Below are 23222 nucleotides of genomic sequence, written 5' to 3' on the forward strand. Positions count from 1 at the left end.
CTTACCAGGTGCGCGCCGGGCTGGCCCGGTAGCTGCCCTGGCGCAGTTGTGCGGCCGCTGCCGCCTGCTGGGCTTCCTTGTCGGCGTCGGCCTGCATCTTGGTTGCCATCGCGTTCTGCTGCGCGATCAGCAGGCCACGAATCTGCAAGAGCTGGTTGGCCTGCTGGCTGGCGAGCTGGTTGGCGTAGCCGATGGCCTGCATTTGGCCCTGCGCGCCCTGCGCTGCCGATTGAAGACGCTGCAACGTCGCTGCATCGGCCGTGAGATTCGTTTGCTGCCTATCGAGGCCCTTGAACAAGGCATCGTTGGCCTTCTTCTGCGACTCGCTCGCGAGCTGGGCCACATTCCGAAGTGCTGCGCGTTCCGCGTCGGAGCACCCTGCCGCCGTAAAGCACGGCGAGTTCTTGTAGTAGTTCACGTCCTGGAACTTGCCGATGTAGCTGTCCAGGCTGCCGAGTTGGGTCTTGTAGTAATCCAGCGTGTTGACCGCGTTCATCAACCCGTTGATGGTCGATTGCGCCTGATCCCAGATATACGCGGCCGGGGCCATCGTGTTCTGGAGTTGGTTTTGATACTGCTGGAGCTGGGTGCTGTACTGCTCAATTTGCTTGAGCGTCTGGGCCACCGATTCGATGGCCGTCATGATGTTCTGCGACAGGTTGGTGCCGTCGATGACGGGGATGCCAGCCTGCACAGGTGTGACCGCCAGCGTGCTCGAAACAGCAATGACGAGGGCCAATTTAGCGGCTAAAAACTTCGGCTTCATGGTGCTTTTCTCCTATGGCGTTAGTAATCGAAGGAACGGTACGGCTTGGAAAACGTCATGTCCTTCGTGACCACGACGTTGAAGCGATACCCCGGCCGAATTTCCAGCGTCGGCGAAATGCTCAGGTTCTTGGCGATGAGTTGCGCCGTAACCTGGCCGAGCTGCTGGCCGAGGGCTTCGCTTAGGGCACTGCTGGCGCTCGGTGCGCCATAGGTGTTTGTGGCCTGGTTCTGGCGTTGGCTGTAGGTGATGCCTGCTGTCACGCCGGACATGAGGAAGGCCGAGCCGAACAGGCGCACATAGTGGTTGTTCACCTGGTCGTGGAAGCCCGCGTATCCCGCGCTGTCCGCGCCTGGCATCGCGCCAATGTCCATCGCCTTGCCATCGGGGAACACGATGCGTTGCCACGCAACCAGCACGCGCGCTTGGCCGTAGGCCACGTCGCTCGAATACGAGCCGACGAGGCGCGATCCCTGCGGGATCAACAGGTGCTTGCCGGTCGGTGTGTCGTACACGTCCTGCGCGACCTGGGCCATGATTTGGCCCGGCAGATCGGAGTTGATGCCCGAAATGAGCGTGGCCGGCACGACGAAGCCCGCGCGCAGCTCGAACGGTGTGCGCGGCGCTTCCGGCTGCGAATCCAGCTTCCAGCGGTCGCCCTGCCCACCTTGGCCGAACTGCGCCATGCTGTTGCGCCCGCCGCCGCTGGTCGAGGTTTGCAGGAGCTGCGGCGCACCGCCCGCGCCCATGCCGCCGGCGGCCGGAGCCGCGCCGCCACCACCGACGCCCATGCCGCGAATCTGCGCCAGGCGTGCTTGATAGGCGGCGGTCGGATCGTTGCTGCGCTGCGCGTCGATTTGCTGCTGCACCGCTGCGATGCGGTTCAGCATTTCATCGCGCGTCTGCGGCGTGCCGGTGTAGGTGCTCGGGCCACCCGGCGCGGAGCCGTTGCTACGCGGGGCATCCACGCGCACGGTGGTCTTGGCCTTCACGGCTTCGCCGAACATCTGCATCTTCGCCATGCGGATGCGCTGGGCCTCGTCGTCGTTCACCGGCTGGCCCGGGTTGCCGGGGTTGGCCGGCGGGGCCGGCGGCGCGTCCGGGTTGGACGGCCGCGCGATCTCCAGCGGAGCCGACGCCGGGCCGGTCGGCATGTCGGGCACCTTGAGCGGGCTTGCCGGCTCGATCAAGCCGCCGGTCTTGTCGCCTGCGATCTCCTTGGCGAACATCGACGTGTTGCCGGCCTTCTCCTTGGGGCCGTCCGCCGGCGCGTTCTGCTTGGCCGCGCGATCCGCCGCGACCAGGGCCATGACCAGCACGAACGACAGCAGGACGCCGCCGAGGATGTACATGGGCATGTTGTTGACGCGACGGACGCCCGCCTTCTTGGACACTTCGCCAGGCGAAGCGTCAGGTGCCATCTGATCGGCGTTTTCTGTCATGGCGTCACTCCTTGCGCACCCAGTACCCGGCCGGCGCGAACGTGCCGTTTTGCGCCAGGTAAGGGCGGGTGATGGATTGATTGCCGACCATCAAGGTCAGGCGGTACAGGTTCGAGTCGCCAGCCTGGTCGAGCACGTAGCGCAACGGCAGGCCGCCCGACGCGGCCGTGGTGGCCGGTGCGCTCGCCTGCGATGCCGCCGAGGCCGGGGCCTGCGTGGAAGCGCCGGCCGGGGCGTACTCCAGGAGGGCATAGCCCTTGTCGCGCAGCGACTTGACGAGCGCCTGGCCGAACGGATCGGGCGTCGGCTGTTGCAGCTCCAGGCGCGTGCGCGCCGGCGCGTACAGCGTGGCGAGCTGCTGCACCGCGTCGGTGGCGAGCTTCTGCTGATCGAGCGCGGCCGACTGGACGAAGTTGCCGTACTGGCTGGTGGTTGCGCAGCCGCCGAGGCCCAGGGCGAGGGCGAGCAGCGCGAGAGAGACGATCTTGCGCATGGTCACTTCCTCCGGCTGATGGTCACGCGGTCTTGGCTACTGCCAACACCGGCAATCAGGATCGCGCGGTCAAACACCGTGTCCACGATGTAGCGATTGCCCTGCACGCGGTAATTGACCAGCACCGTTTCGTCGTCGGTGAACAAGCCGCCCTCTTTGCGCACGACCAGGAGCGTCGGCGCTTCGGTCTGCTGCATCGTGCCGGGCATTTCGATGATGGTCTTGCGGCCATCGTTGTAGACGCGCACAGGCTTCCAGCTCGCCGACCCGGACAGCTCATAGTCGAACGAGAGATCGCCCAGGTACTCGCCCGTCGCCGGCAGGGTGTTGTCGGTGCGTTCCTGCTTCTCGCGGCGCTGGATCGCGTCCCACTTGGCTTGCGCTTCCTCGGGGTACGTGAACGAGACTTGCGGCATGTACTCGGTGCGATGCGAGCGCAGGCGGAAGTGGTAGCTGCGGCGGTTCGTGGTCACAACCAGGCTGGTTTCGAGGCCCACGTCCATCGGCTTGATGATGAGGTGCTGAACCTCGGTCGCGCCGCTGCCGGTGATGGCCGGTTCCACCGTCCACCTGGCCGTGTCGCCCAGGTTGATCGAGTTCACTTGTTCGCCGGGCTGCAAGGCCACGTCGCACACCTGGAGCACCGCGCAAACGATGCTCGGCTGCTGCGCGCCGTACACGAACTTGATGGCACCGCCCGAGCCGGCCACCGGCTTGATGCCGGTCGCCGACCCCGCTTCCCACCGTTTGGCGATGGCGAGCGCCGCGCGCTCTTGAGCGGTCAGCGTCGGGTTGGTCTTGTTGAAATACTTGTCGGCAATGTCGTCGCCAGGGGCGGCCAGAGCCAGGGAGGGCACCGCCACAGCAGCGCCCACGATCAAAGCGGAGAGGGTTTTCTTCATGGTGGATGACCTCGAATTCATTGGATGCGGGACCAGGAGTAATCACGCACGTAGATGCTCAACGGGTTGTTCCGCAGTTGCTCATCGGTGGTGTTGGGCGTGACCTCGGCGATGTAGGTAGTCACGAGCGCGCGCCAGGTGACGGGCTGACCTTTCAGCGTGCCTTGGCGGTCGCGCGTGGTTTCCACCCACTCGACTTGCCAGGTGTCGGGCGTTTGCGGGATGACGGTCTTGATCTCGACGCTGACCATTTCCTTCTCGGCGCGCTTGAACGGGCTGGAATCGGGCGTGCCGTTCAACCACTCGTTCATCTTTGGCGTCGCCGGATCGTTGGGGGCGAGCATCGAGTACGCCTTGAACACGCACTTGCGCTGCAAGGCCACGTCAGGCGACACCATGCGCGCGCAGCTCATCCAGTCCGCAACGGCGGCGTGGATGACACGCGGATCGGCCTTCCCTGCGGCCTGCACCGGGCCGGCGGCCACCGTCTGGCCCAGCTTGTCCACCTCGACCACGTAGGGGATGAACTTCGACTGGCTGCCGATGTGGATCACGCCACCCACGCCGGCCAGCGCGATCAACAGCGACAGGATGCCGATCACCTGCCAGGTTTGGCGCTGCGAGACGACGCCGCCCACGTGATCGTTCCAGGTGCGGCGCGCGGCCAGGTAGGGGTTCTCGGCCTCGCCCGCACGGCGGCCGCCGGCGAGCGGTTCCTTCGAGCGGCGCGGATCGCGCGGCTCGGCGGAGTTGGCGGGCTTCTTGAAGATCAAGCCCTTGAGGGTGTCGGCGATGCTCATGCGGCCTCCAGGTAGTCGTTGAGATTCAGCCCACGGCCGGCCAGCCACTCATGCACCCATTCGTGGCCGAACTTGGCTTCGAGGCTCTTGATGGTGGCGACCGATTCCTTGTCGGACGCACCGACGAAGGCCAGGGCCATCGGCCCCAGGGCAAGGTCATAGAGACGGCGGCCGTTCTCCGAGACGTAGTAGTACTGACGCTTCGGAATGGCAGTCGCCAGGATTTCGATCTGACGCGCGTTGAGGCCCATACGGCGATAGAGCGCCGATGTGTCCTCATCCCTGGCGTAGACGTTGGGCAGGAAAATCTTGGTCGCGGTCGATTCCACGATCACGTCCAAGATGCCCGAGTTGGCCGCGTCGGAGAGGCTTTGCGTCGCCATCAGCACAAGGCAGTTGGCCTTGCGCAGCACCTTGAGCCATTCCCTGATCTTGGCGCGGAACGCGGGGTGGCCCAGCATCAACCAGGCTTCGTCCAGGATGATGACGGAGGGCTGGCCTTTCAGTGCGCGCTCGATGCGGCGGAACAGGTAGAGCAGCACCGGCAGCGCGAACTTCTCGCCCAGGTTCATCAGCTCTTCGATCTCGAACACCGTGAAGTCGGACAGCGACAGGCCGTCCTCTTCGGCGTCGAGCAGGTGGCCCATCGAGCCGTCCACCGTGTACTGCTTGATGGCCTCGCGGATCGCCTCGTCCTGAATCGTCACCGAGAACTCGGAGAGCGTGCGCGCGCCGCTGGCGTGCATGCTCATGATCGCGTTGCCGATCTCGTTGCGCTGCGCCGGCGTGGTGTTGACGCCGTTCAACGCCAGGATGGTGTCGATCCACTCCATCGCCCAGGCCCTATCCCCCTTCGTTTCGAGGAACTGGAGCGGGCAGAACGCCAGGCGGTCATCGTCGGCGGCCACCGTGAAATGCAGGCCGCTCTTGCCCTTCGTGGCCGCGCGGATGCCGGCCGCGAGTGGGTACATCGACATGCCCTTGTCGAAGGCGTAGATCGACATGCCGGCGTAGCGACGGAGCTGCGCGGCGATGATGCCCAGGTGCGTCGATTTGCCTGCGCCGGTCGGGCCGAACATGAAGGTGTGGCCCAGGTCGCGCACGTGCAGGTTCAGGCGGAACGGCGTAGCGCCCACCGTCACGCAGTGCATGAGCGCCGGCGACAGCGGCGGGTACATCGGGCACGGAGCCGTGGCGCTGCCCGTCCAGATCGAGCTTGTCGGCAGCAGGTCGGCCAGGTTCATCGTGTTGATGAGCGGCCGGCGCACGTTCTCGACGCCGTGGCCGGGCAAGCTGCCCAGGTACGCATCGAGCGTGTTGATCGTCTCGATACGGGCCGCGAAGGCCAGGCGGTTGACGGCCTTCTCGACCAGGAGCGCGGAGGCCGCCAGGCGCTCCCGATCCTCGTCCATCAGCACGACCACGCTGGTGTAGTAGCCGGCCGCCACCAAGCCGCTGTTGACCTCGGCGATGGCCGCCTCGGCGTCGCCGACCATCGCGGCCGCGTCCTGGTTGATCGAGCCGGTATTCGTGTTGAACACCTGATCGAAGAAGCCGCGAATCTTCTGCTTCCACTTCTTGCGGAACTTGTCCAGGTGCTTCAAGGACTCGTGCTGATCCATGAAGATGAAGCGGCTCGACCAGCGGTATTCGCTGGGCAGCTCGGCCAGGGCCGAGAGCACCCCAGGCGTTGACTCCAAGGGGAAGCCTTCGATGGCGACCACCTGGATGAACTTGCGCCCGATCTTGGGCACGACGCCGCCCCACAGCTCTTGCCCGCCGATTACCGCATCGAGGTACATCGGATTGCTGGGCAGCATGACCGGGTGATGGAGGCCCGTCACGCAGAACTGCAACCAGCTCAGGAAGTCATCGTGCGTGACTTCCCTGCCCTCTTCCGACACGACTTTTTGGCCGCGCAGGCGCGTCATCTTGACCGCCGAGGACAGGCGCGATTCCAGGCTGGTGATCTCGCGCTTGAACTGCGCAATCAGGCCCGTAGTGCGCGCCGTATGGTCGGGAGCCACCGCATCGTCATCGAACATGAGTTCGACAAACTTGCGCTGGGCCAGCACTGGCGGGAACCACGTGACGGTCAGGACAAAGTAGCCCTCGAACATCGCGCCCAGGCCCTCGAACAAGCGCCGGCGTTCCTCGTCAATGGCGAAGGAAACGGAGTCGGGGAACGATGACACGCCCCGCTCCGAGTAGTTCGGCGCAGGCCGACGCACAGCATCGACATGCACCATCCAGCCGTTCCCCAGGCCCGCCAGGGCCTGGTTGATGCGGAACGACACCATTTCCCGCTGTTCCTCGGTGCTGCTGGCGTTGTCATCCCCCTTGTACAGCCAGGCGGCCATAAAGGAGCCGTTCTTGCCCACGATCACGCCGTCATCGACCACGGCGGCGTAATTGAGCAGATCGGCCAGGCCGGCATCCTTGGCGCGATGCTTCTTGAGCTTCAGCTCGGCATCGACAGCCCGGATGCGGGCAAAGAGGATGAGCAACAGAACCGCACCGAGCACAGCAATGGCAATTGCGATTGCTTCGATCATTTGTATTGCTTCCCTTGACTCGGCGTGTTGTCACGGAAGGGCGTGCTGCGAGCCGGGTAGTACGGCTTGTACCGGCGGTGCCGCAGGTACACGTGTCGCAGCTTCGGATCGGCCTTCGCCATGAGGCGCAGCGCGAAGAGCGCGCCGAACCACAAGGCGATGCCGAACACCGTTGCCCTCACTTCTTGGGCGCTGAAAATCAGCGCGCCGGCCAGCAGGCCCGAGAACATCACCAGCTCACGATCCCCGCCCATGAACAGGTTTTCTCGGTTGCCGGCCCTACGGATGGGGATCGCGCGCAGAGCCATGACTTACCCCGCGATGTGGCCGCGCTCGGCCCAGCGCATGACGGCTTCGCCGGGGAAGCCGGCCACGTCCAGCGCGGCGACCTTGACCTGGTGCAGCGCGCCATCGGTCAGGGCGGCGATTTCCGCGCCACGGCCGAAGAACGTGCTCATCATGTTCTGCGCGCCGACCAGCAGGGCCATGACCAGGACGATGAAGATCAACGTGCGGAAGAAGCCGTTGAGTTCGCCGCCGAAGATCAGGATGCCGCCGGCGACCACGATGCCGATGATCGACAGCGCGAAGGCCACCGGGCCGGTGACGGAGTTGCGGAGGTTGGTCAGCCAGCTCTCATACGGCAGAGAGCCGCCGGTGCCCTCGGAGGCGAATGCGTGCTGGGGGGCCAGCAGGAAGAACGCCAGGAGGGCGAAGAGGCCCATGTAGAACAGGGCGTTGCGGTTGAGGCGGAATGCCGGGAAGGTTGCTTGCATTGGTCGTAACTCCTAGTCAGAGGGTTTTGGTGATGTACTGGCCGTTGGCGAACCCGGAAACCTCCAAGATTTCCTGGATGCGCCGCGAGCCTTCGACGCGGGCGATATGAACAACCACGTGAACCGCCTCGCCGATAAGCGGTTCAATGGGTTTCGGGGAATCGGGGTGCATGCTGATGAGCATGGCGAGCCGATCCAATCCAGCTTTGGCGTTGTTTGCGTGCAGGGTTGCAGCACCTCCTTCGTGCCCGGTGTTCCAGGCCATCAACAGATCAAGGGCTTCGGGGCCGCGCACCTCGCCGACCAGGATTCGGTCGGGGCGCATGCGGAGGGTGGTTTTCAGCAGCGCCGTCATGTTCACGTCGATGCTGGTGTGGTACTGGACGTAGTTCTCGGCGGCGCACTGGATTTCGCCGGTGTCCTCGATGATGAAAACCCGCTCGGTCGGGTCTTGAATCACCATCTCGTTGATGATCGCGTTCACCAGCGTGGTCTTGCCCGAGCCGGTGCCGCCGATCACAAGGATGTTCCGGTGCGCGCGCACCGCTGCAATCAATGCCTCGCGCTGCGGCGCGGTCATGATTCCGCGTTCGACGTACTGATCGAGCGTGAAGATGGCGACGGCCTTCTTCCGAATGGCGAAGGTGGGTGCGGGCACAACCGGCGGGAGCTGGCCGGCGAAGCGACTGCCATCAAGGGGCAGCTCGCCTTCCAGGATCGGCTTGGAGCGCGTGACTTCCTTGCCGTGGTAGCCCGCGATGGTTTCGATGATGGCTTGCGCCTGCGCGACGCGCAGCGTGCCGATGCACTTCATCGGCTCGCCCAGGCGTTCGAGCCAGAGCTTGCCGTCCGCGTTGAGCATGATTTCAACGGTCTTGGGATCGTTGAGGGCGGCCAGCAGCTCCGGCCCCATGTCGCGTTCGAGCTTCTTCTTCGCCCGTTCCTTGATGCTGTTGTGTTCTGGTTTCTGGTCGGTCATTCCGTATGCCCTGTATGCCGTTGCGTTTCGCGCATTCTATACAGGTTCATACGATATACCGAACTAATTTCGACCGCAACACCGAAGCGCACAAGGGTGACTTCGGCCGCGACGTTGCATCGCGGATTGCAGGGGCGAAAGAGGCGACAACGCGGCGCATGCTCCGTGCGCCCTCGCGCCGAACCCGTGGCGTTTGCGTTATGGGTTGTCCGGGGGTTGAGCCACCCCGGCGGGCTTTAGCGGCTAAAACTTGGCTGGCTCTTGTGGCTCAGTTCCGCGCCGCTTCCCTTCCCTTCTCACATCCTGGCGTCAACTCCCTCTAAGTTTCTTCCTTGTCGCTTCGCCCCACTTCTTGACGATGAACGCCTGGTGTTCTGGCAGCACGGCCGCCACGCGCTCGAAGCCTGGCGGCAGGCTTCGGGGTGCCTTGCCGCCGGCCAGGGCGTCAAGGGCTTCTTTGTCCAGGTCGGTCGATTCAAGCAGGAGCGGCAGGGGAGTTTCAAGGGCCTGCGCAATGTCCTCCATCACCTTTAGGGAGGGGTTGGCTTTGCCAGTAGTGAGATCGGACAGGAAGGAGATCGAAACCCCCGACCTGTCCGATAGCTCCTTTTTCGTCATGTGCCGCTCATCGAGCAGCCGGAGCACGTTCGTGAAGAAGATGTAGTTGTACAAGGCCCGTATGCCTTCTCGGTGCGGGCGGCAGAAAATTTTAGCCGCTAAAGTTCTTGACCACGGACGCAGGTTTAGCTAAACTGACGACTCCATTAGCGAAAGGAGCATGACGAATGAGCCACAACCTGTTCCAGTTTATCGGTAATCTTACCCGCGATACCGACGTTCGCCATAGCGAAAACAGCGCCCGCGCCGTTTTCGACCTGGCTGTCAATCGCGTGTGGCGCAACGCAGCCGGTGCGAAGCAGGAGCAGACGGACTTCTTCCGCATCAAGTCGTTCGGCGGCCTGGCCGAGAACGCGGGCAAGTACCTGGGCAAAGGCTCCAAGGTGTTCGTCCAGGGCCGCATCGAGCCGACGAAGTACGAGAAGGACGGCAAGACCGAATACGGGTTCGATTTCATCGCCGAGGAAATCGAATACCTGGACACCAAAGCGCCAGGCGGCGGCCAGTAAGGCCAGGCCCGGCCACGGCCGGGCAGTATGCTAGGAGGGAGATTAGATGCAGAACGAGTTCAACGAGCAGGAATACAGGCGCAAGCTCATCGAGGGCGGGCTTAGCGAAGCCGACGCCACCGACCTTGCCGCCCGTACCGCCGCCGCTCGCAGGGACTCGGGCAGCGCCGGCGGGGCCTTCCGCCCCGCCGGTTCCCTCTTCGAGCTGCCGGCCACGGCCGGCGACAACGAGGCGGCTTTGCCGCCGAAGCTACCGACGCCGGCAAGTGCCGCCGTCGAGCGATCCGAGCGCATGGCGCAGGAATCGGCCGAGCTTGCGCGCACGATGGGCCTGCCGCCCGAACCGCGCACCGCCGTGAACAAGATGGCCGAGCAGATCGGCGCGCTGGCCCAGGACAAACGGAGTAGTGCGATGGCGACCAAGAAGCGAACGGCCGGCGGTGAGCTGGCCGAGAAGGTCAGCGAGGCCAAGCAGACGGCCTTGCTCAAGCACACGAAGCAGCAGATCAAGGACATGCAGCTCTCGCTGTTCGACCTGGCTCCCTGGCCGGATCACATGCGGGCACTGCCCAACGACTTCGGGCGGTCGGCGATCTTCACCGTCCGCAACAAGAAGGTGCCGCGCGCCGCGCTGCAAGGCCAGTCGATCTACCACGTCAACAAAGACGTGGAGATCACCTACACCGGGATCGAACTGCGCGCCGACGACGACGAGCTGGTATTCGCCCAGGTGCTGGAGTACGCGAAGCGCACCGCGCTCGGAGAGCCGGTTTCCTTCACGTTCTACGAGCTTTGCCAGGACTTGGACTGGTCAATCAACGGTCGGTACTACACAAGGGCCGAGGAATGCCTGACGCGGCTCCAGGCGTCGGCCATGCAGTTCTCATCCCAACGCATCGGCCGGCTCGAATCGGTGTCGCTGATCCGGCGCTTCCGCGTCCTGGATCGCGGCAAGCGCACGTCGCGCTGCCAGGTCGAGATCGACGCCGAAATCGTGGTGCTGTTCGCCGGCGACCACTACACGAAATTCGTGTGGGAGAAGTACCGCAAGCTGTCGCCCACCGCGCGGCGCATGTTCGACTACTTCGCCACCCACAAGGAGCCGTACCCGCTTAAGCTGGAGACGTTCCGGCTGATGTGCGGCTCGGATTCCACCCGGCCGAAGAAGTGGCGCGAGCAGGTAGGCGAAGCGTGCGACGAGCTGCGCGAAAACGGCCTGGTCGAAAGTGCGTGGGTGAACGACGACCTGGTGCATTGCAAGCGGTGATCGCCCCCCTGCCCTCCCCTGGAGCCGCCCGAGATCGAGGCGGCTTTTTTTCTCGAGCATCGCCACTTCCGGCGAGGCAGTACCGCGCACCAGCTCGCGCACGTCGAGCTGCAGCATCGTCACTTCCGGCGAGGCTGGCCACGTCCTGGCCACGTCCTGGCCACGGTCGACCATCGCCACATCCAACGATGCCCCGAGGGCCCCATCGCCACTTCCGACGATGAGATCCGCTCTTTGACATTTGAGGGGCCAAGCTGCGGGGGATTCTCCCGGCCGGCGGCCGCGAGAACCGGCTATGTCGTGCTACGCATCGAGCCAGGCGGCCACGGCCGCCCGTCTCGCCCCTGGCGGGCTTCCAGCGCCTTCCCGACGCTCACCGGGCCGGTGGCCCTCGCCGCTAGGCTACGAGGCCCTGGCGGGCCTTTCTGGCCCCTTCTCGGGGCCATAGAGGGCCGGCGCTGCCTGGTCGGCCTTGTGGATCGTTTGGGGACAAAACGCCGGCTGGTGACAGTTGAGGGGCGTTTCTTGACACTTGGGGGGCAGCGCACCCCGGCGCGATGCTGACAGATGAGGGGCCGGCCTCGAAATCGGCCGGCTGGAGCCGCGCCGGAGGCCGTCGAGGCGGCCTATGTGCTTGATCGGGCTGGCTTTATCCACAGAAGTTGTGGATAAGCCTGTTGGCAAGGCCCTTGCCGTACTGACACTTGAGGGGCGGGGGTGCTGACAGATGAGGGGCGCGATCCTTGACACTTGACGGGCAGACTATTGACCCTTGAGGGGCTTATCCATTGACACTTGAGGGGCGGCCCTTCGAGCCTTTTCCTTGGCGTATCAACGGCTTGCGCGCGTTTTCCGGTCAAGCTAACCGGCTTTTAACCCTTCATAACCTTTATATTAAACCTAGTTGTTATAACCGGGTGTCGAAAAAAGCGGCAAACCGGCCCAAGGTGCCCCGCAGAATAATCGGCCGCCGAAGGGGGGTGCCCCCCCTTCTCGATCCCACCCGGCCGCTAAAGCGGCCTCCCATCCCCCCAGGGGCGTTGCCCCTCGGCCTACGGCCTTCACCCCAAGAATGGAGCGCCTACGGCGCTACGGCTGACCATAGCCAGGCGCAAGCGCCTGGCAGAAGTTCGTGCTCTTCCAAAGGGGGCCAAGGCCCCCTCTGGACTCCCCAACTGTCAAGGCCGCGGTGACTCCTGCGCCGTCGCCAAGTCGGAAGATGGCTCCAGCTCGAAGGCCGCAAGGTTGAACGCCAAGGGAGGGGTCGGCCTGCCAGGCCCAGGGCGTGATTGCGCCCCTCAAGTGTCAAGAAGCGGGGGAATTCAGTCGTCCGCGTCGTCGTGCAGGATCGACTCGTAGTCCTGCCCGCCGTAGAACACGCCGATGATGGAAACCAGATCGCCGGCCACATCGAAGGCGATCACGGCGCGCTTGCGGTAGTTCGTGATGCGCAGGCCGGGCCGCACATCGTCGCGCATGGTGCCGCGCAGTGGAAACGTGCGCAGGCTTTCGCAATAGGTGACGATTGCCTCGGTGTAGCGAGCGGCAACGTCAGGCGACGCCGCCGCCGCGATGTAGCGGTACAGCTCGGCAAGCTGCTCTTCGGCCTCGGGCGAGAAGACGACCGCGTAGCTCATTGCGCCTTCGCATGCTCGGCGGCCAGGCGGGCGCGCACCTGGTCGGCGGTGACGGCTCGGGAGGGATCGGCTTTCAGGGCGTCATACGCCGGGCCGACCTGGTTGTGAAGCCAGGACTCGACGGCGCGATCACGCGCGAGTAGCGCACGCAGGCCGTCGCGGATGACCTCGCTTTCGCTCGCGTACTCCCCGGTCTTGACCTTCGTTTTCACCACGTCGGCCATGTCGTTCGGCAGGGTGATGCTCAGTTGCTGGGTGGTTCGCATGGCGGCCTCCATTCGGTTCAATAGGATTCAATCCTATCACTCCAAGGGGACGAAGTCCAGTTTAGCGGCTAAAGTTTAGCTAAAGTGCTTGACAGGTTAGGACATTTTGTCCTAATATACGTCTTGAAGGCCGGGCATGTCGCCCAGGTCAACTACCGGAGAGTTCCGATGAACACCCAAGACCAACCCGTCACCGCTTCCCTGGTCGCCGAGGCCCAGCGCCTCGACTTCTTGCCTACCTACTTCGGCCCGCGCCTGATGATGCGCGGCGAGGCCCTTGTGTACGCCTGGCTGCGCCGGCTCTGCGAACGCTACAACGGCGCGTATTGGCACTACTACACCCTGTCGGACGGCGGTTTCTACCTGGCCCCCGACCTGGCCGAGCGCCTGGAGATCGAGGTAGACGGCAACGGCTTCCGGGGCGAACTGTCGGCCGACGCCGCCGGCATTGTCGCAACCCTGTTCGCGCTCGGCCAGCTCGCGGCCGAGATCGCCGGCACGGACGCGGCCGACGCCCTGATCGACCGCTATCACTTCCTGCGCGGCTTCGCGGCCGGCCACCCCGAGGCCGCTGCGATCTACCGGGCTATTGACTGATGAGGGGCGGCCCCGGCTCCGGCCGGGGCTGCACCAGGAGCACGTCAAGCGATGGCGAAGCGAACAAAGCAACCGGCCCAGGCGGGCCAGGACTGGAGCGCGCCGGCGGCCGAGCTGCTGGCCGAGCTGCCGGCAGACCGTGACGGCCTGCTGGCTGCGGCCGTTGCGGCCGTGGTGGAGATCGACGCGGCTGTCATGCGCGGCGACGGGGCGGCGGCCGAGCTGGCCGGCGACCGATACGAGGCGATCATCTGGAAGCTGAACGGCGGCACGAACTTCGGGTGCATGGCCGACGACGAGGCCGCCGGCCGCGTCATCGAGCGGCATTGCGCTGCGGTGCCGGGGGACGTGCCCTTGTGGGGCCAGCGCGGCCAGTTCCTGGCCGTGGCGGGCGACGTGCGCGCCCTGGTGGAGTACGAGGCCGGTTATGGCGGGCCGCTCAACGCGCATTTTCAGTTCCACGCGGTTGACCTGGACAGGCCGTTTATCTCGGCGACGGGCTATCGCTCGCACTTCGACACGGCGCGGGGCTGCATGACCGTGGACGAGGTTGCGCGCGGCATCCTGACGGCCATGCTGGCCGAGAAGAAGCGGCCGGTGTTGATCGAGGCCAACTACCGCGACCGCTTGGCCGACGCTCCCCTGCCCGATTGGCTGGCCGGCCTGGTGCCGCCGGCGCGGCGCGAGCCGGCGACCGTGACGATCCCGCCGGGCTTCGTCTTGGTCGATGTGGTGCTGCCGGCGCACAAGGCGTTCATCGCGCGGCGCTGGGCGGCCGAGGCGGCGGGCAAGGTCAAGGCGGCCAGGGCCGCCAGGTCGAACGCCAAGGGAAAGGCCGGGGGCCGCGAGCGAGATCCCGCATCGGCGGAAACGGCGATGCGCTGCAGCACCGCCAAAGCTGACGATTGCAAGGCCGAGGCTGGGCCTGTATCGCCAGAAGCGACGATGCCGGGCGCAGGCGAAGCATCCTGCAGCACCGCCAGGAATGGCGATGCAGGCCCGGCCGACCTGGTGGAGTTCACGCCCGCACCAGGCCAACGGTGCGAGATCGTGAGCGTCCACCATCCGGTGTTCGCCAAGGAGATCGGCAAGCGCGTCATCATCGTGAAGGTGCATCCAGACACCCGCCAGGTGTGGGCGCATGACGACCGGCCGGTGACATACAAGACCAACCGCGCGGGCCGCCGTGTGGTGGATTCAGACCCGAGCTGCATTCAGTCGATCTACGGATTCGACCAACTGCGGCTTATCACGTGACCAGGAGAAGAAACGAATGACGAACGACGCCAATATCCGGCTGGAGTGCTTGAAGCCGGCCGAGCGGTGGGCGCAGCCGAGCGGCGAAGAGGTGCGCGAGGTGCTGCGCCTGGCGGGCCTCACCGGCGGCAAAGCCGCGAAGGTGCTGGGCCTCGGCCCGAAGGGCGACCGGACGATCCGGCGATGGGTGGGCGAGGACACGCCGATCCCTTATGCCGCGTGGGCGCTGCTGTGCGACTACGCCGGCCTCGGGCTGATCTGGAAAGAGGCTTGACGCCAGGGAAAGAGGCTTTAGCGGCTAAAGTGCTAGGCATCGGACTACGGTAAAGCGAAAATAGTTTAGCTAAAGTGCTTGACAGGCTAGGACATTTTGTCCTAATATAGCACTTGAAGGCCGGGCATTCCGCCCAGGTCGATTACCGGAGAGGTTCCGATGAGCAAGAACAAGATCATGCCTTGGGTTGACGCCCTGCCGAATGTGGAAGCCACCGACTTCCAAGCCCGCCGCGACCAGATCGAGGCCACGATGGCCGAGGCGGCCGAGCTGGTGAAGCAGGCGGAAGAGCTGCGCGGCAAAGCCTATTTCGCCGCCTTGAGCCTGGAGGCCAGTGCCAAGGGCGAATGGTCGAGCCAAGCGGTCGAGCAGGCCAAGCGCAGCGTCGGCTGGTAAGGGAAGGCGGCCCGGCTTCGGCCGGGTCATCAACGGAACGCCAAGAGGAAACAGTCCCATGAGCAAAGGCAAGATCGAGATCATCGAGACGTGCTGCCGGCGCTGCGGCAAGAGCATCCGAACCTTGAGCCACACCATCATCGGCGCCGATGATGCCCGCGAGAAGTTCGGCAGCATCTGCGGCGGCTGCATCACGCCGGAGGAAGATAACGAGCTGACGGAAATGCTGCTGGCGGCGGCCGTGCGACGCATGAGCGGAGCGACGCTGCAATGACGGCATTCCACACGTTCGACGGCCCCAGGTGGAGGAACGCCCCGGAGTGATCCGGGGCGCTTGGCCTGGTGCTGGCACACCGTAACCATGCTTCCGAGTGGGAGCATCCAGCATTCAACACGTAACCGCGTGGAGGGTCAAGCCATGTCCAACATCGTCAAGTTCCCCAGGGCGAGCAAGCCGCCGGCTCCCGAGCCGGTGCAGCCTGCCGCGCCCGCTGCTGCGCCTGCCGCACCCAAGGCCGAAGGCCGGGGCCTGGTGGCCGGCCTGGTCAAGTTCGTATGGGTGGCGACCGTGCTGGTCTGGCCGGTGCTCAAGTGGGTGCTGGCGATCATCACCTTCTTCCAGTTCGTGCGGATGCTCTACCACTGGAACACGCCTGGCGTGTATGCCGGCTGGTCGTTCCTGGCGTACTTCGCGGCACTGACCGCGATCACCTACTTCGTTTCGATCTACAAACCGAAAGGGCTTTGACATGGCAAAGCAGACCCTCCCCTACCCGCCTGGCTTCGTGGAGCCGACCACTGGCCGCGTGGCCGTCCTGGTGCGCGAGTACGCGGACAGCGACTTGAACGGCGACGCGCCGGCCTACTGGTACAGCGCGCAATCCGAAGAATGGGGCCTTGACCCCTGGCGTCTCGTGGAGGGCGTCGATCCGCACGTGGGCGGCGGTTCCTTCGACGTGTGCTTTGCCAGCGGCGGCACGCGCACCGTAGGCCCGCTGATGACGTTCTTCCTGAGTGCCGCCCATGCGGCACAGCTCATTGACGCCAAGGGGGAAGAGTTGGCCTTGCAGCGCGCCACCCTGGCCGTCATCGCGGACGGGCTGGGCCTGCCTGCCAAGGCGCTGCGCATCGAGGCGAAGGTGGAGGGCCGGCCGGCCGTGTTCTACGACCAGGACGGGGCCACGCTTTGCGCGTGCGCGGTGGATTCCGACCACTGGCGACAGGCGCGGGCGACGGCCGCAACGGCATCGGCCATCGACAAGGCGCGAACAAATTTTTAGCCGCTAAAACGCTTGACGGCTTCGCATGGTTTAGCTAAACTTCTGCACATGGTCGGCGGCTGGCACCGCCATTTGTTCAACAAACCGGGTGTGGAGTGTTATGGGTGCAATCCATGAAGAAACGGCTAACCGAAGCCCAATTCCAGACGGCCATCAAGGGGCTGGAGATCGGGCAGCAGACCATCGACATAGCGCGCGGCGTGCTGGTCGATGGCCGGCCCCAGGCGGAGTTTGTCACTTCGCTGGGGCTGACCAAGGGGGCGGTGTCGCAGGCGGTCAGTCGCGTATGGGCAGCAGCAGGGGAACAGCTCCCCGAGGGCTTCGAGCGAGTGACGGCGGTACTGCCGGAGCATCAAGCGTTCATCGTCAAGAAGTGGGAAGCAGACGCCAAGAGGAAACAGGAACCCAAGTCATGAAAACACTGGTCACGGCAATTCAGAAGGGCGGTCAAGGCAAGACGTTCGCCACCTGCCACCTGGCATTCGACTTCCTGGAGCGCGGCCTTCGCGTGGCCGTGATCGACCTGGACACCCAGGGCAACGCATCGTTCACGCTGTCGGCGTACCAATCGGGCTACCTCGCCAGCCAGTTGTTCACCGGCGACACCGATGACCTGCGGTATTGGTTCGGCAAGCGCGAGGGCGAGAGCCTGGCGCTGATCGCGGCAGACGCCAACCTGGCGAACCTGGACAAGATGGAGCTTTCCCAGGCGGCCGCCGCGCTGCGGGCCAGTGTGGCCGCGCTGGGCGAGTTCTTCGACGTGTGCCTGATCGACACGGCCCCCTCCCTTGGCGTCGCCATGACGGCGGCCGTGCTGACGGCCGACTACATGCTGTCGCCCATCGAAATGGAGGCGTACAGCTTGCAGGGCATGAAGAAGATGGTCGCGGTCATCAGCAACCTGCGCAAGCAGAACCCCAAGCTGCGCTTCCTCGGCATGGTGCCGAACAAGGTGGACGCGCGGAAGCCGCGCCACGTCAACAACCTGGCGACGTTGCAGCAGGCATACCCGCAGCTCATCTTGCCGTTCAGCATCGGCGCGCGTGACAGCATCGCCGAGGCGCTGGGCGAGCAGATGCCGGTGTGGAAGATCAAGAAGACCGCCGCGCGGAAGGCCACCCAGGAGGTGCGTGCGCTGGCGGATTACGTGTTCACGAAGATGGAGATCGCGCAATGAGCGCCAAGACCAACGCCAAGAAGAAGGAGCAGGACAAGCCGCAATCGTCCGGGCTGGGCCTGGACGGGCTGGGCGACCTGGCCGGCCTGCTGAACGAGCAGCCGGCGGCCAACGCCGGCGGCGCAGGCCCGCAGGAGCTGCCGCTTGACCTGATCGACGAAGACCCGCACCAGCCGCGCACGGCCGACAACCCCGGCTTCTCGCCGGAGAGCATCGCGGAGATCGGCGAGACGATCAAAGCGCGCGGCGTGAAGTCGCCCATCAGCGTGCGCGAGAACCCGGACGCACCGGGGCGCTACCTCATCAACCACGGCGCGCGGCGCTATCGCGGCTCGAAGTGGGCGCACAAGACCACGATCCCGGCCTTCATCGACAACGACTACAACGAGGCCGACCAGGTTATCGAGAACCTGCAACGCAATGAGCTGACGGCGCGTGAGATCGCCGACTTCATCGGCCGCGAGCTGGCGAAGGGCAAGAAGAAGGGCGAGATCGCCAAGGAGATCGGCAAGTCGCCGGCCTTCGTCACGCAGCACGTCACGCTGCTGGACTTGCCCGAACCCATTGCCGAGGCGTTCAATAGCGGCCGGGGCAAGGACGTGACTGTCATCAACGAGCTGGTGACGGCCTACAAGAAGAACCCCGACGAGGTGGCCGCCTGGCTGGCCGACGACAGCCAGGAGCTGACGCGCGGCTCGGTGAAGCTGCTGCGCGAGTTCCTGGAGGACAAGCGCAGTCACGAGGACGGCGACCGTGATCCCAACACCGTCGATGCGCTGACCGGCAAGACCGACGCCGAGGCCGGCGACGGCGAGCAGGGGCCGCAGGATGATGACGCCAAGGGGAAGAAGGAGCCGAAGGAGGCCGACCCCGACAAGCTCAAGAAGGCCATCATCCAGGTCAAGCACGACGACCGGCCGGCACGGCTGATCCTCAACCGCCGGCCCCCGGCCGAGGGCTGGGCCTGGCTCAAATACGAGGATGACGGCCAGGAGTTCGAGGCCGACCTTGGCACCGTGCAGCTTGTCGCGCTGCTGGAGGGCTGACACGCCCAGCGCCGGGCATCGCCGACCACCGACCCCCACCCATCGCCCCGCCATCGAGCGGGGCTTTTTTTTGCCCGCGTTTTAGCCGCTAAAAAAGGTTCAGCTAAACCGCTTGCGTAGTGTTGTATGTTGTAGTATGCTACACGCTACAACATACAACCGGCCAAAGGAGGCCCGACATGGCGATCTCGAAGGAGCAGATATTTGCGGTGGCCGACGAACTGGACGCGGCCGGCCAGAACCCCACGCTGGCGAACGTGCGCAAGCAGCTCGGCAGCGGCAGCTTCACCACCATCAGCGAGGCGATGAACGAGTGGCGCGCACGCAAGGCCAGCCAGGCCGCCCCGATCCGCGAGCCGGCACCGCAGGCGATCACCGACAAGCTGGCCGAGCTGGGCGGCGACTTGTGGGCCGTGGCGCTGGAAATGGCGAACAACCGCCTGGCCGCCGAGCGCGAGGCGCTGGAGGCCGTGCGCCAGGAGACGGAAGCAGCGCGCCAGGAAGCCGCAGAGCTGGCCGACCAGCTCACCGGCGAGCTGGACGAGGCCAAGGCCCGCGTCGCGGCCCTGGAGGCCGTCGAGGCGGCCGCCAAGGGCGAGGCCGACGAGCTGCGCGGCAAGCTCGCGGCGACCAGCGAGCGCGCGGCCACGGCCGAGGCCAGGGCCGGCGAGCTGCGCACGGAGCTGGATCACGCCCATCAGGAAGCCCGCCAGGCGCGCGCAGAGCGCGACAAGGCCCAGGAGAGGGCCACGGCCAGCGCCGACCAGGTGGAGGCCCTGCGGGCCGACCTCGCGGCCGCGAACAGCCGTACCGCCGAGATCGAGCGCCGCGCCGGCGAGCTGCGTGCCGACCTGGAGCGGGCGAACCAGGCGACCGACCAGGCGCGCGCCGCTCAGGCCGAGCAGCGGAAGGCCACCGAGGCGGCCGCCGCCGAGCGCGACCAGGTGCGCGCGGAGCTGGTGAAGGTGCAGGCCAAGGCCGAGGCGGCCGAGCAGGCCCACCAGGAGCAGCGCAAGGCGATGGCGGCCGAGGCACACCGCCAGGCCGAGCGGCTGACCGCCGCCCAGGGCGAGCGCGACCAGGCGAAGCGCGACGCTGCCCAGGCCCGCGAGGAAGCGGCCGGGCTTCGCGGCCGGCTGGAGGCCCTGGAAACCGTCATGGCGCAAGGCCGGGCGGCCGATCCGACCAGCGGCGGACGCAAAAAGACCTGATAAATCGGTTGGTTTTCCTTAAAATTACCCTGGAACCCTGACAAAACGCACAACCCGGCCGCTGGGAAGAGCCGGCCTCGCTTTGCCGAGGTCGGCTTTTTTGTTGGAGCGCGGCTTGCATGGGGCCACCATCACCCTTTTGAGAACCACGGCAACCATAGGAGTGCCCGATGAAAGAACGCCTCTTGGTCATGAACGGTCAACGCATCGTTCAGGCCGAAAAGGACGGCGCTTGGACGAATCAGAAAGTAGACAAGGCGGGCGCGTTGAAGCCCGGCATCTACAACCTGTACACGGCCCAAGCGGCCGACAAGAAGCAGACCCACGCCGGCGTGATCGTTCATGCCGACGCCACCAACGTGTACCAGCAGATCGGCAAGAACTTTGTCATGCACGCTCGGTCAGATTTCGATAAAGTACCTGAAATTGGGAGCGCAAAGAGCATCAGCTACAACGCCCAGGGCAAGGCGGCAGTCGCCGCAGAGGCCCCGAAACTGACGCGGGGGCGCTCCATGTAGCTTTAGCGGCTAAAAAGGAGGCACGCCCTTGAAACGACTCACCATCCCCGGCAGCGGCACCGAGAGCCGCGCCACCAAGCCGGCCCGCGTCAGCGCGCCGGCCACCCTCGGCGGTGCCGCCTTCGGCGCTTCGCGCGAGGACACCGGAGCCGACTTGCTGGAGGCCGCCCAGGCGGCCGAGATCGAGCAGCAGGCCACCCTAGAGGCGGCCCCGGTCGAGCAGTCCTACCCCGAAACCCTGGCGCTCTACGTGCAGGCCAAGCACGACCAGGTGGAGCACATCGAGGACAGGCTAGAAAACCTGATCGACCGGCAGCAGGCCCGCTTGCAGCAGACCCAGGCGTCCGCGCCTGGCCGGCTTTCCTTGCCCGGCTCTAAGCGAGCCTGGCAGAACCAGCAGGCGCAGCAGCAGGCCCGCTTGCAGACGCTTCACGCGCGCCTGGAGGCCGTCCGCGAGATCAAGGAAGGCATGGGCCTGCACTCGCCGAAGATCGAAGAGCTGGCGACGCGCAAGATGCGCGCCGAGAACCCCGAGCTGGCTTCCGATTGGGATGCCATGCGCGAGGCCGCCCGCCGGCATGAGCTGCTGATGCGCAAGCAGGAGCAGGAGCGCAAGCAATCCCAGGCCCAGGAGCGGCCAGGGAGATCGCAGTCCTTGGGCCTGTCAGCCAGGCCCGCATAAAAACGAAGCCCGGCGGTCGCCGGGCTTTTTTCTCGAGCATCGCCATTTCTGGCGAGGGAGGCCCGCCGAGGGCCTGGCGGAATCATCCTGCAGCATCGTCACAAGCGACGATGCCGGGAGCTGGCCAGCATCGCCGAACCTGGCGATGCCGCCGGCGCGGTCGACCATCGCCAGTTCTGACGATGAGATCCCGCATCGCCATCTACAGCGAGGCCCACAGGGCCAGGCCGGCGGCCACGACCGCCATGCCGGCCGCGACCATGTTCATCATGGCGACGCGCCGCGCCTCGCGGATCGGCGCGACGAGCTGCGCCGTCACCGCCTCAACCTCACGCCGCACGGCCTCGGCGGCCGCCTTCGCGCCCTCCTGCATTCCCCGCGTCATGGCGTCCTTGCTGGCCGCCAACGCCGCGTTGAGCGTCCTTTCCGCCTTTCCCTTGGCGTCATCACCCCATCGGTGGGCGATGGACTCCAGTTCCGACTTGAAGGCGTCCAAGATTTCCTGCTGGGCCGATGCGCTGTCCTGCATCAGCTTCATGTTGATGGTCTGGAGGATCAAGATCGGATCGTCGCGGCCCACGGCGATGCCGTGCTTGGCCGCGATCTCCCGTATCAGCTCCTCGATCTTGTCGTCGGCCGCCATCAGAGCACCGCCGCGTTTTCGAGCTGGGCGAAGAGCTGGGTTTTCACGATCTTGAGCCGCTGCCGCGTCATGATCGTGAGCGCCGAATCGGCCAGGGCCTCATCGAAGGTGCGCCGATCCTGGAGCATTTCGGCGAAGTCGCGGCCGTAGGTTTCCTCTTTCAGCGCCGGAATCTGGATGATGGCGGACACACGGCCCTTGTTGGCCGTGTACGCCTTCAACTGCTCGAACCCCTTGCCCTCGTGCTCGATTGGCCCCCAATACGGGTTCAGCCAGACCACGAACAGGCATTCGGCCGGGAACTGGCTGGCGAGCTGGGCGAAGCCGCTCACCGTGTCCACCAGGGCCTGGCCGCCGGTGACGACCGTATGCACCACGAGTTCGTGGCCCATGTCCTGGAGCAGCGCCGGCACCTGGTTGCTGATGAGGTAGTGCGACAGCGGCACGAACGAGCTGGCCCCGTTGTCGATGATGACGTCGCCCTCGGCCGACGCGATCATCTCGACCAGGGCGTCGAAATTCCGGGTGTTGATCTCGTCGCCGTCCATGATGTTGAGCCGGCGCACGTTGAGGGCTTTGTAGCCCTCGAACGTCGCGTTCACCGGATCGGTGTCGATGCAAAGCGGCTTCTGTCCCTTGCCGGCTTTGTACTGCGCGATGGTGGCCGCGATCATCGACTTGCCGACGCCGCCCTTGCCTTGCAGAACCATGTGAATTTTCGCCATTACAGTAAATCCTCTTTCTTTGGAGTCGCATCAAACGTGAAGCCGCCGATCTTGGGCGGCTCACTCTTGGATTCCGAGGCCGGCGGGGCGGCCTTCGGCTCGGGCTTCGCGCCCTTGGGCTGGCTGTCCGGGGGAGTGGCGGGAGGCGGCGGGGAAGCTACCGGCGCGGCCTTGATGTACCGCTTCACGTGCTGGGTGAAGGTTTCGTACCGACAGCGCAGCCGGCCGGTTTCCTTCATGTGCTCCCAGATCGTTTTCATCGCATAGCCCGCATCGAGCGCCGCTTGAACGTCGCTCTTGACGGCCAGGAACGCGACCACGTGCTTGTCCTGGCGCGGCTTCTTGGCTTCCCGTCCCTTCACCCATTCAGCCAGCTCTTCGGGGTAGGTCTTTGGCATCGTGTTCG

At 65.2% G+C, this 23222-nt stretch carries 30 protein-coding genes; 15 read left to right on the top strand and 15 right to left on the bottom strand.

Going from position 1 to position 23222, the window contains the following annotated elements:
• Nucleotide 1 precedes the first annotated feature (1 nt).
• The 10 genes from trbJ to RD110_RS27080 all read right to left on the bottom strand — a co-directional run bounded on the left by trbJ (nucleotide 2) and on the right by RD110_RS27080 (nucleotide 9385).
• Nucleotides 2-766 carry a P-type conjugative transfer protein TrbJ gene (trbJ, locus tag RD110_RS27035; RefSeq protein WP_010890135.1) on the bottom strand — a complete coding sequence of 255 codons (765 nt, stop codon included), beginning with the start codon at nucleotides 764-766 and terminating at the stop codon, nucleotides 2-4.
• A gap of 20 nt (nucleotides 767-786) precedes the next feature.
• Nucleotides 787-2208: a TrbI/VirB10 family protein gene (locus RD110_RS27040; protein ID WP_011114050.1), complete on the bottom strand. Its 1422-nt coding sequence runs from the start codon at nucleotides 2206-2208 to the stop codon at nucleotides 787-789.
• 4 nt (nucleotides 2209-2212) lie between these two features.
• On the bottom strand, nucleotides 2213-2701 hold the full coding sequence (locus tag RD110_RS27045) for a conjugal transfer protein TrbH (RefSeq protein WP_006122479.1): 489 nt from the start codon (nucleotides 2699-2701) through the stop codon (nucleotides 2213-2215).
• Between the two features lie 2 nt (nucleotides 2702-2703).
• Nucleotides 2704-3603, bottom strand: coding sequence for a P-type conjugative transfer protein TrbG (gene trbG, locus RD110_RS27050; RefSeq protein ID WP_006122480.1), 900 nt, complete (start codon nucleotides 3601-3603; stop codon nucleotides 2704-2706).
• 17 nt (nucleotides 3604-3620) lie between these two features.
• Entirely contained in the window at nucleotides 3621-4403 is a 783-nt protein-coding gene (locus tag RD110_RS27055; RefSeq protein ID WP_006122481.1) for a conjugal transfer protein TrbF, read from the bottom strand.
• The gene (locus tag RD110_RS27060) at nucleotides 4400-6958 is read right to left on the bottom strand and encodes a VirB4 family type IV secretion/conjugal transfer ATPase (RefSeq protein WP_011114047.1); all 2559 of its coding nucleotides are present in this window, start codon (nucleotides 6956-6958) and stop codon (nucleotides 4400-4402) included. Before RD110_RS27060 ends, RD110_RS27055 begins: the two co-directional genes overlap by 4 nt.
• Complete coding sequence (locus RD110_RS27065; protein ID WP_001207961.1) at nucleotides 6955-7266, bottom strand: conjugal transfer protein TrbD; 312 nt, start codon at nucleotides 7264-7266, stop codon at nucleotides 6955-6957. The genes RD110_RS27060 and RD110_RS27065 overlap by 4 nt, the downstream gene beginning before the upstream one ends.
• A gap of 3 nt (nucleotides 7267-7269) precedes the next feature.
• Nucleotides 7270-7734, bottom strand: coding sequence for a conjugal transfer system pilin TrbC (gene trbC, locus RD110_RS27070; protein ID WP_011114046.1), 465 nt, complete (start codon nucleotides 7732-7734; stop codon nucleotides 7270-7272).
• A gap of 16 nt (nucleotides 7735-7750) precedes the next feature.
• The gene (gene trbB, locus RD110_RS27075) at nucleotides 7751-8713 is read right to left on the bottom strand and encodes a P-type conjugative transfer ATPase TrbB (protein WP_000132020.1); all 963 of its coding nucleotides are present in this window, start codon (nucleotides 8711-8713) and stop codon (nucleotides 7751-7753) included.
• A gap of 309 nt (nucleotides 8714-9022) precedes the next feature.
• Nucleotides 9023-9385, bottom strand: coding sequence for a transcriptional regulator (locus RD110_RS27080; protein WP_010890126.1), 363 nt, complete (start codon nucleotides 9383-9385; stop codon nucleotides 9023-9025).
• A gap of 113 nt (nucleotides 9386-9498) precedes the next feature.
• On the opposite strand from RD110_RS27080, the gene RD110_RS27085 reads away from it, so the two are divergent.
• Both RD110_RS27085 and trfA read left to right on the top strand, forming a co-directional pair.
• Nucleotides 9499-9840 (top strand): single-stranded DNA-binding protein, encoded by a 342-nt coding sequence (locus RD110_RS27085; protein ID WP_000019167.1) that lies wholly within the window; start codon nucleotides 9499-9501, stop codon nucleotides 9838-9840.
• Between the two features lie 46 nt (nucleotides 9841-9886).
• On the top strand, nucleotides 9887-11107 hold the full coding sequence (gene trfA, locus RD110_RS27090) for a plasmid replication initiator TrfA (protein ID WP_011114072.1): 1221 nt from the start codon (nucleotides 9887-9889) through the stop codon (nucleotides 11105-11107).
• A gap of 1322 nt (nucleotides 11108-12429) precedes the next feature.
• Here trfA and RD110_RS27105 read toward each other — a convergent pair.
• Together RD110_RS27105 and RD110_RS27110 are read right to left on the bottom strand one after the other, a co-directional pair.
• Entirely contained in the window at nucleotides 12430-12744 is a 315-nt protein-coding gene (locus tag RD110_RS27105) for a type II toxin-antitoxin system RelE/ParE family toxin (protein ID WP_011117139.1), read from the bottom strand.
• Entirely contained in the window at nucleotides 12741-13010 is a 270-nt protein-coding gene (locus RD110_RS27110) for a ribbon-helix-helix domain-containing protein (protein ID WP_001260984.1), read from the bottom strand. The genes RD110_RS27105 and RD110_RS27110 overlap by 4 nt, the downstream gene beginning before the upstream one ends.
• Before the next feature lie 168 nt (nucleotides 13011-13178).
• On the opposite strand from RD110_RS27110, the gene RD110_RS27115 reads away from it, so the two are divergent.
• From RD110_RS27115 to kfrC, 13 genes are all read left to right on the top strand, one after another.
• Nucleotides 13179-13607 carry an antirestriction protein gene (locus RD110_RS27115; RefSeq protein WP_001095942.1) on the top strand — a complete coding sequence of 143 codons (429 nt, stop codon included), beginning with the start codon at nucleotides 13179-13181 and terminating at the stop codon, nucleotides 13605-13607.
• Nucleotides 13608-13658: 51 nt separating this feature from the next.
• On the top strand, nucleotides 13659-14864 hold the full coding sequence (locus tag RD110_RS27120; protein WP_011405605.1) for a protein KlcB: 1206 nt from the start codon (nucleotides 13659-13661) through the stop codon (nucleotides 14862-14864).
• Between the two features lie 16 nt (nucleotides 14865-14880).
• The gene (gene korC, locus RD110_RS27125; protein WP_011117141.1) at nucleotides 14881-15138 is read left to right on the top strand and encodes a transcriptional repressor KorC; all 258 of its coding nucleotides are present in this window, start codon (nucleotides 14881-14883) and stop codon (nucleotides 15136-15138) included.
• A 159-nt stretch (nucleotides 15139-15297) separates the two neighbouring features.
• On the top strand, nucleotides 15298-15534 hold the full coding sequence (gene kleA / locus RD110_RS27130) for a stable inheritance protein KleA (protein WP_000041932.1): 237 nt from the start codon (nucleotides 15298-15300) through the stop codon (nucleotides 15532-15534).
• Nucleotides 15535-15592: 58 nt separating this feature from the next.
• Nucleotides 15593-15808, top strand: a complete 216-nt coding sequence (locus tag RD110_RS27135; RefSeq protein ID WP_010890114.1) for a DUF2688 domain-containing protein — start codon at nucleotides 15593-15595, stop codon at nucleotides 15806-15808.
• A gap of 144 nt (nucleotides 15809-15952) precedes the next feature.
• Nucleotides 15953-16282 carry a KleE stable inheritance protein gene (gene kleE, locus RD110_RS27140; RefSeq protein WP_010890113.1) on the top strand — a complete coding sequence of 110 codons (330 nt, stop codon included), beginning with the start codon at nucleotides 15953-15955 and terminating at the stop codon, nucleotides 16280-16282.
• A 1-nt stretch (nucleotide 16283) separates the two neighbouring features.
• Entirely contained in the window at nucleotides 16284-16814 is a 531-nt protein-coding gene (locus RD110_RS27145; protein ID WP_011117143.1) for a DUF2761 domain-containing protein, read from the top strand.
• Between the two features lie 113 nt (nucleotides 16815-16927).
• Nucleotides 16928-17230, top strand: coding sequence for a transcriptional regulator KorA (locus RD110_RS27150; RefSeq protein WP_010890110.1), 303 nt, complete (start codon nucleotides 16928-16930; stop codon nucleotides 17228-17230).
• A complete protein-coding gene (locus RD110_RS27155) occupies nucleotides 17227-17991 on the top strand; it encodes a ParA family protein (protein WP_000855329.1) in 765 nt (254 codons plus the stop codon). The genes RD110_RS27150 and RD110_RS27155 overlap by 4 nt, the downstream gene beginning before the upstream one ends.
• Entirely contained in the window at nucleotides 17988-19037 is a 1050-nt protein-coding gene (locus RD110_RS27160) for a transcriptional repressor gene korB (protein WP_011114060.1), read from the top strand. The genes RD110_RS27155 and RD110_RS27160 overlap by 4 nt, the downstream gene beginning before the upstream one ends.
• A 179-nt stretch (nucleotides 19038-19216) precedes the next feature.
• Complete coding sequence (locus RD110_RS27165; protein ID WP_011117145.1) at nucleotides 19217-20248, top strand: DNA-binding protein; 1032 nt, start codon at nucleotides 19217-19219, stop codon at nucleotides 20246-20248.
• Nucleotides 20249-20418: 170 nt separating this feature from the next.
• Nucleotides 20419-20766 (top strand): IncP plasmid survival protein KfrB, encoded by a 348-nt coding sequence (kfrB, locus tag RD110_RS27170; RefSeq protein WP_000664557.1) that lies wholly within the window; start codon nucleotides 20419-20421, stop codon nucleotides 20764-20766.
• A 28-nt stretch (nucleotides 20767-20794) separates the two neighbouring features.
• Complete coding sequence (kfrC, locus tag RD110_RS27175) at nucleotides 20795-21448, top strand: IncP plasmid survival protein KfrC (RefSeq protein WP_000826922.1); 654 nt, start codon at nucleotides 20795-20797, stop codon at nucleotides 21446-21448.
• A gap of 202 nt (nucleotides 21449-21650) precedes the next feature.
• Here kfrC and RD110_RS27180 read toward each other — a convergent pair whose 3' ends face one another.
• Genes RD110_RS27180 through RD110_RS27190 form a run of 3 tightly spaced genes read right to left on the bottom strand, consistent with a single transcriptional unit; the run spans nucleotide 21651 to nucleotide 23214 of the window.
• Nucleotides 21651-22091 carry a conjugal transfer protein TraM gene (locus RD110_RS27180; protein ID WP_000718516.1) on the bottom strand — a complete coding sequence of 147 codons (441 nt, stop codon included), beginning with the start codon at nucleotides 22089-22091 and terminating at the stop codon, nucleotides 21651-21653.
• On the bottom strand, nucleotides 22091-22816 hold the full coding sequence (locus RD110_RS27185; RefSeq protein ID WP_001062597.1) for a nucleotide-binding protein: 726 nt from the start codon (nucleotides 22814-22816) through the stop codon (nucleotides 22091-22093). The genes RD110_RS27180 and RD110_RS27185 overlap by 1 nt, the downstream gene beginning before the upstream one ends.
• Nucleotides 22816-23214: a TraK family protein gene (locus RD110_RS27190; protein ID WP_001127128.1), complete on the bottom strand. Its 399-nt coding sequence runs from the start codon at nucleotides 23212-23214 to the stop codon at nucleotides 22816-22818. Before RD110_RS27190 ends, RD110_RS27185 begins: the two co-directional genes overlap by 1 nt.
• Nucleotides 23215-23222: the final 8 nt, after the last annotated feature.

The organism is Rhodoferax koreense (assembly GCF_001955695.1).
GTDB lineage: Bacteria > Pseudomonadota > Gammaproteobacteria > Burkholderiales > Burkholderiaceae_C > Rhodoferax_B > Rhodoferax_B koreensis.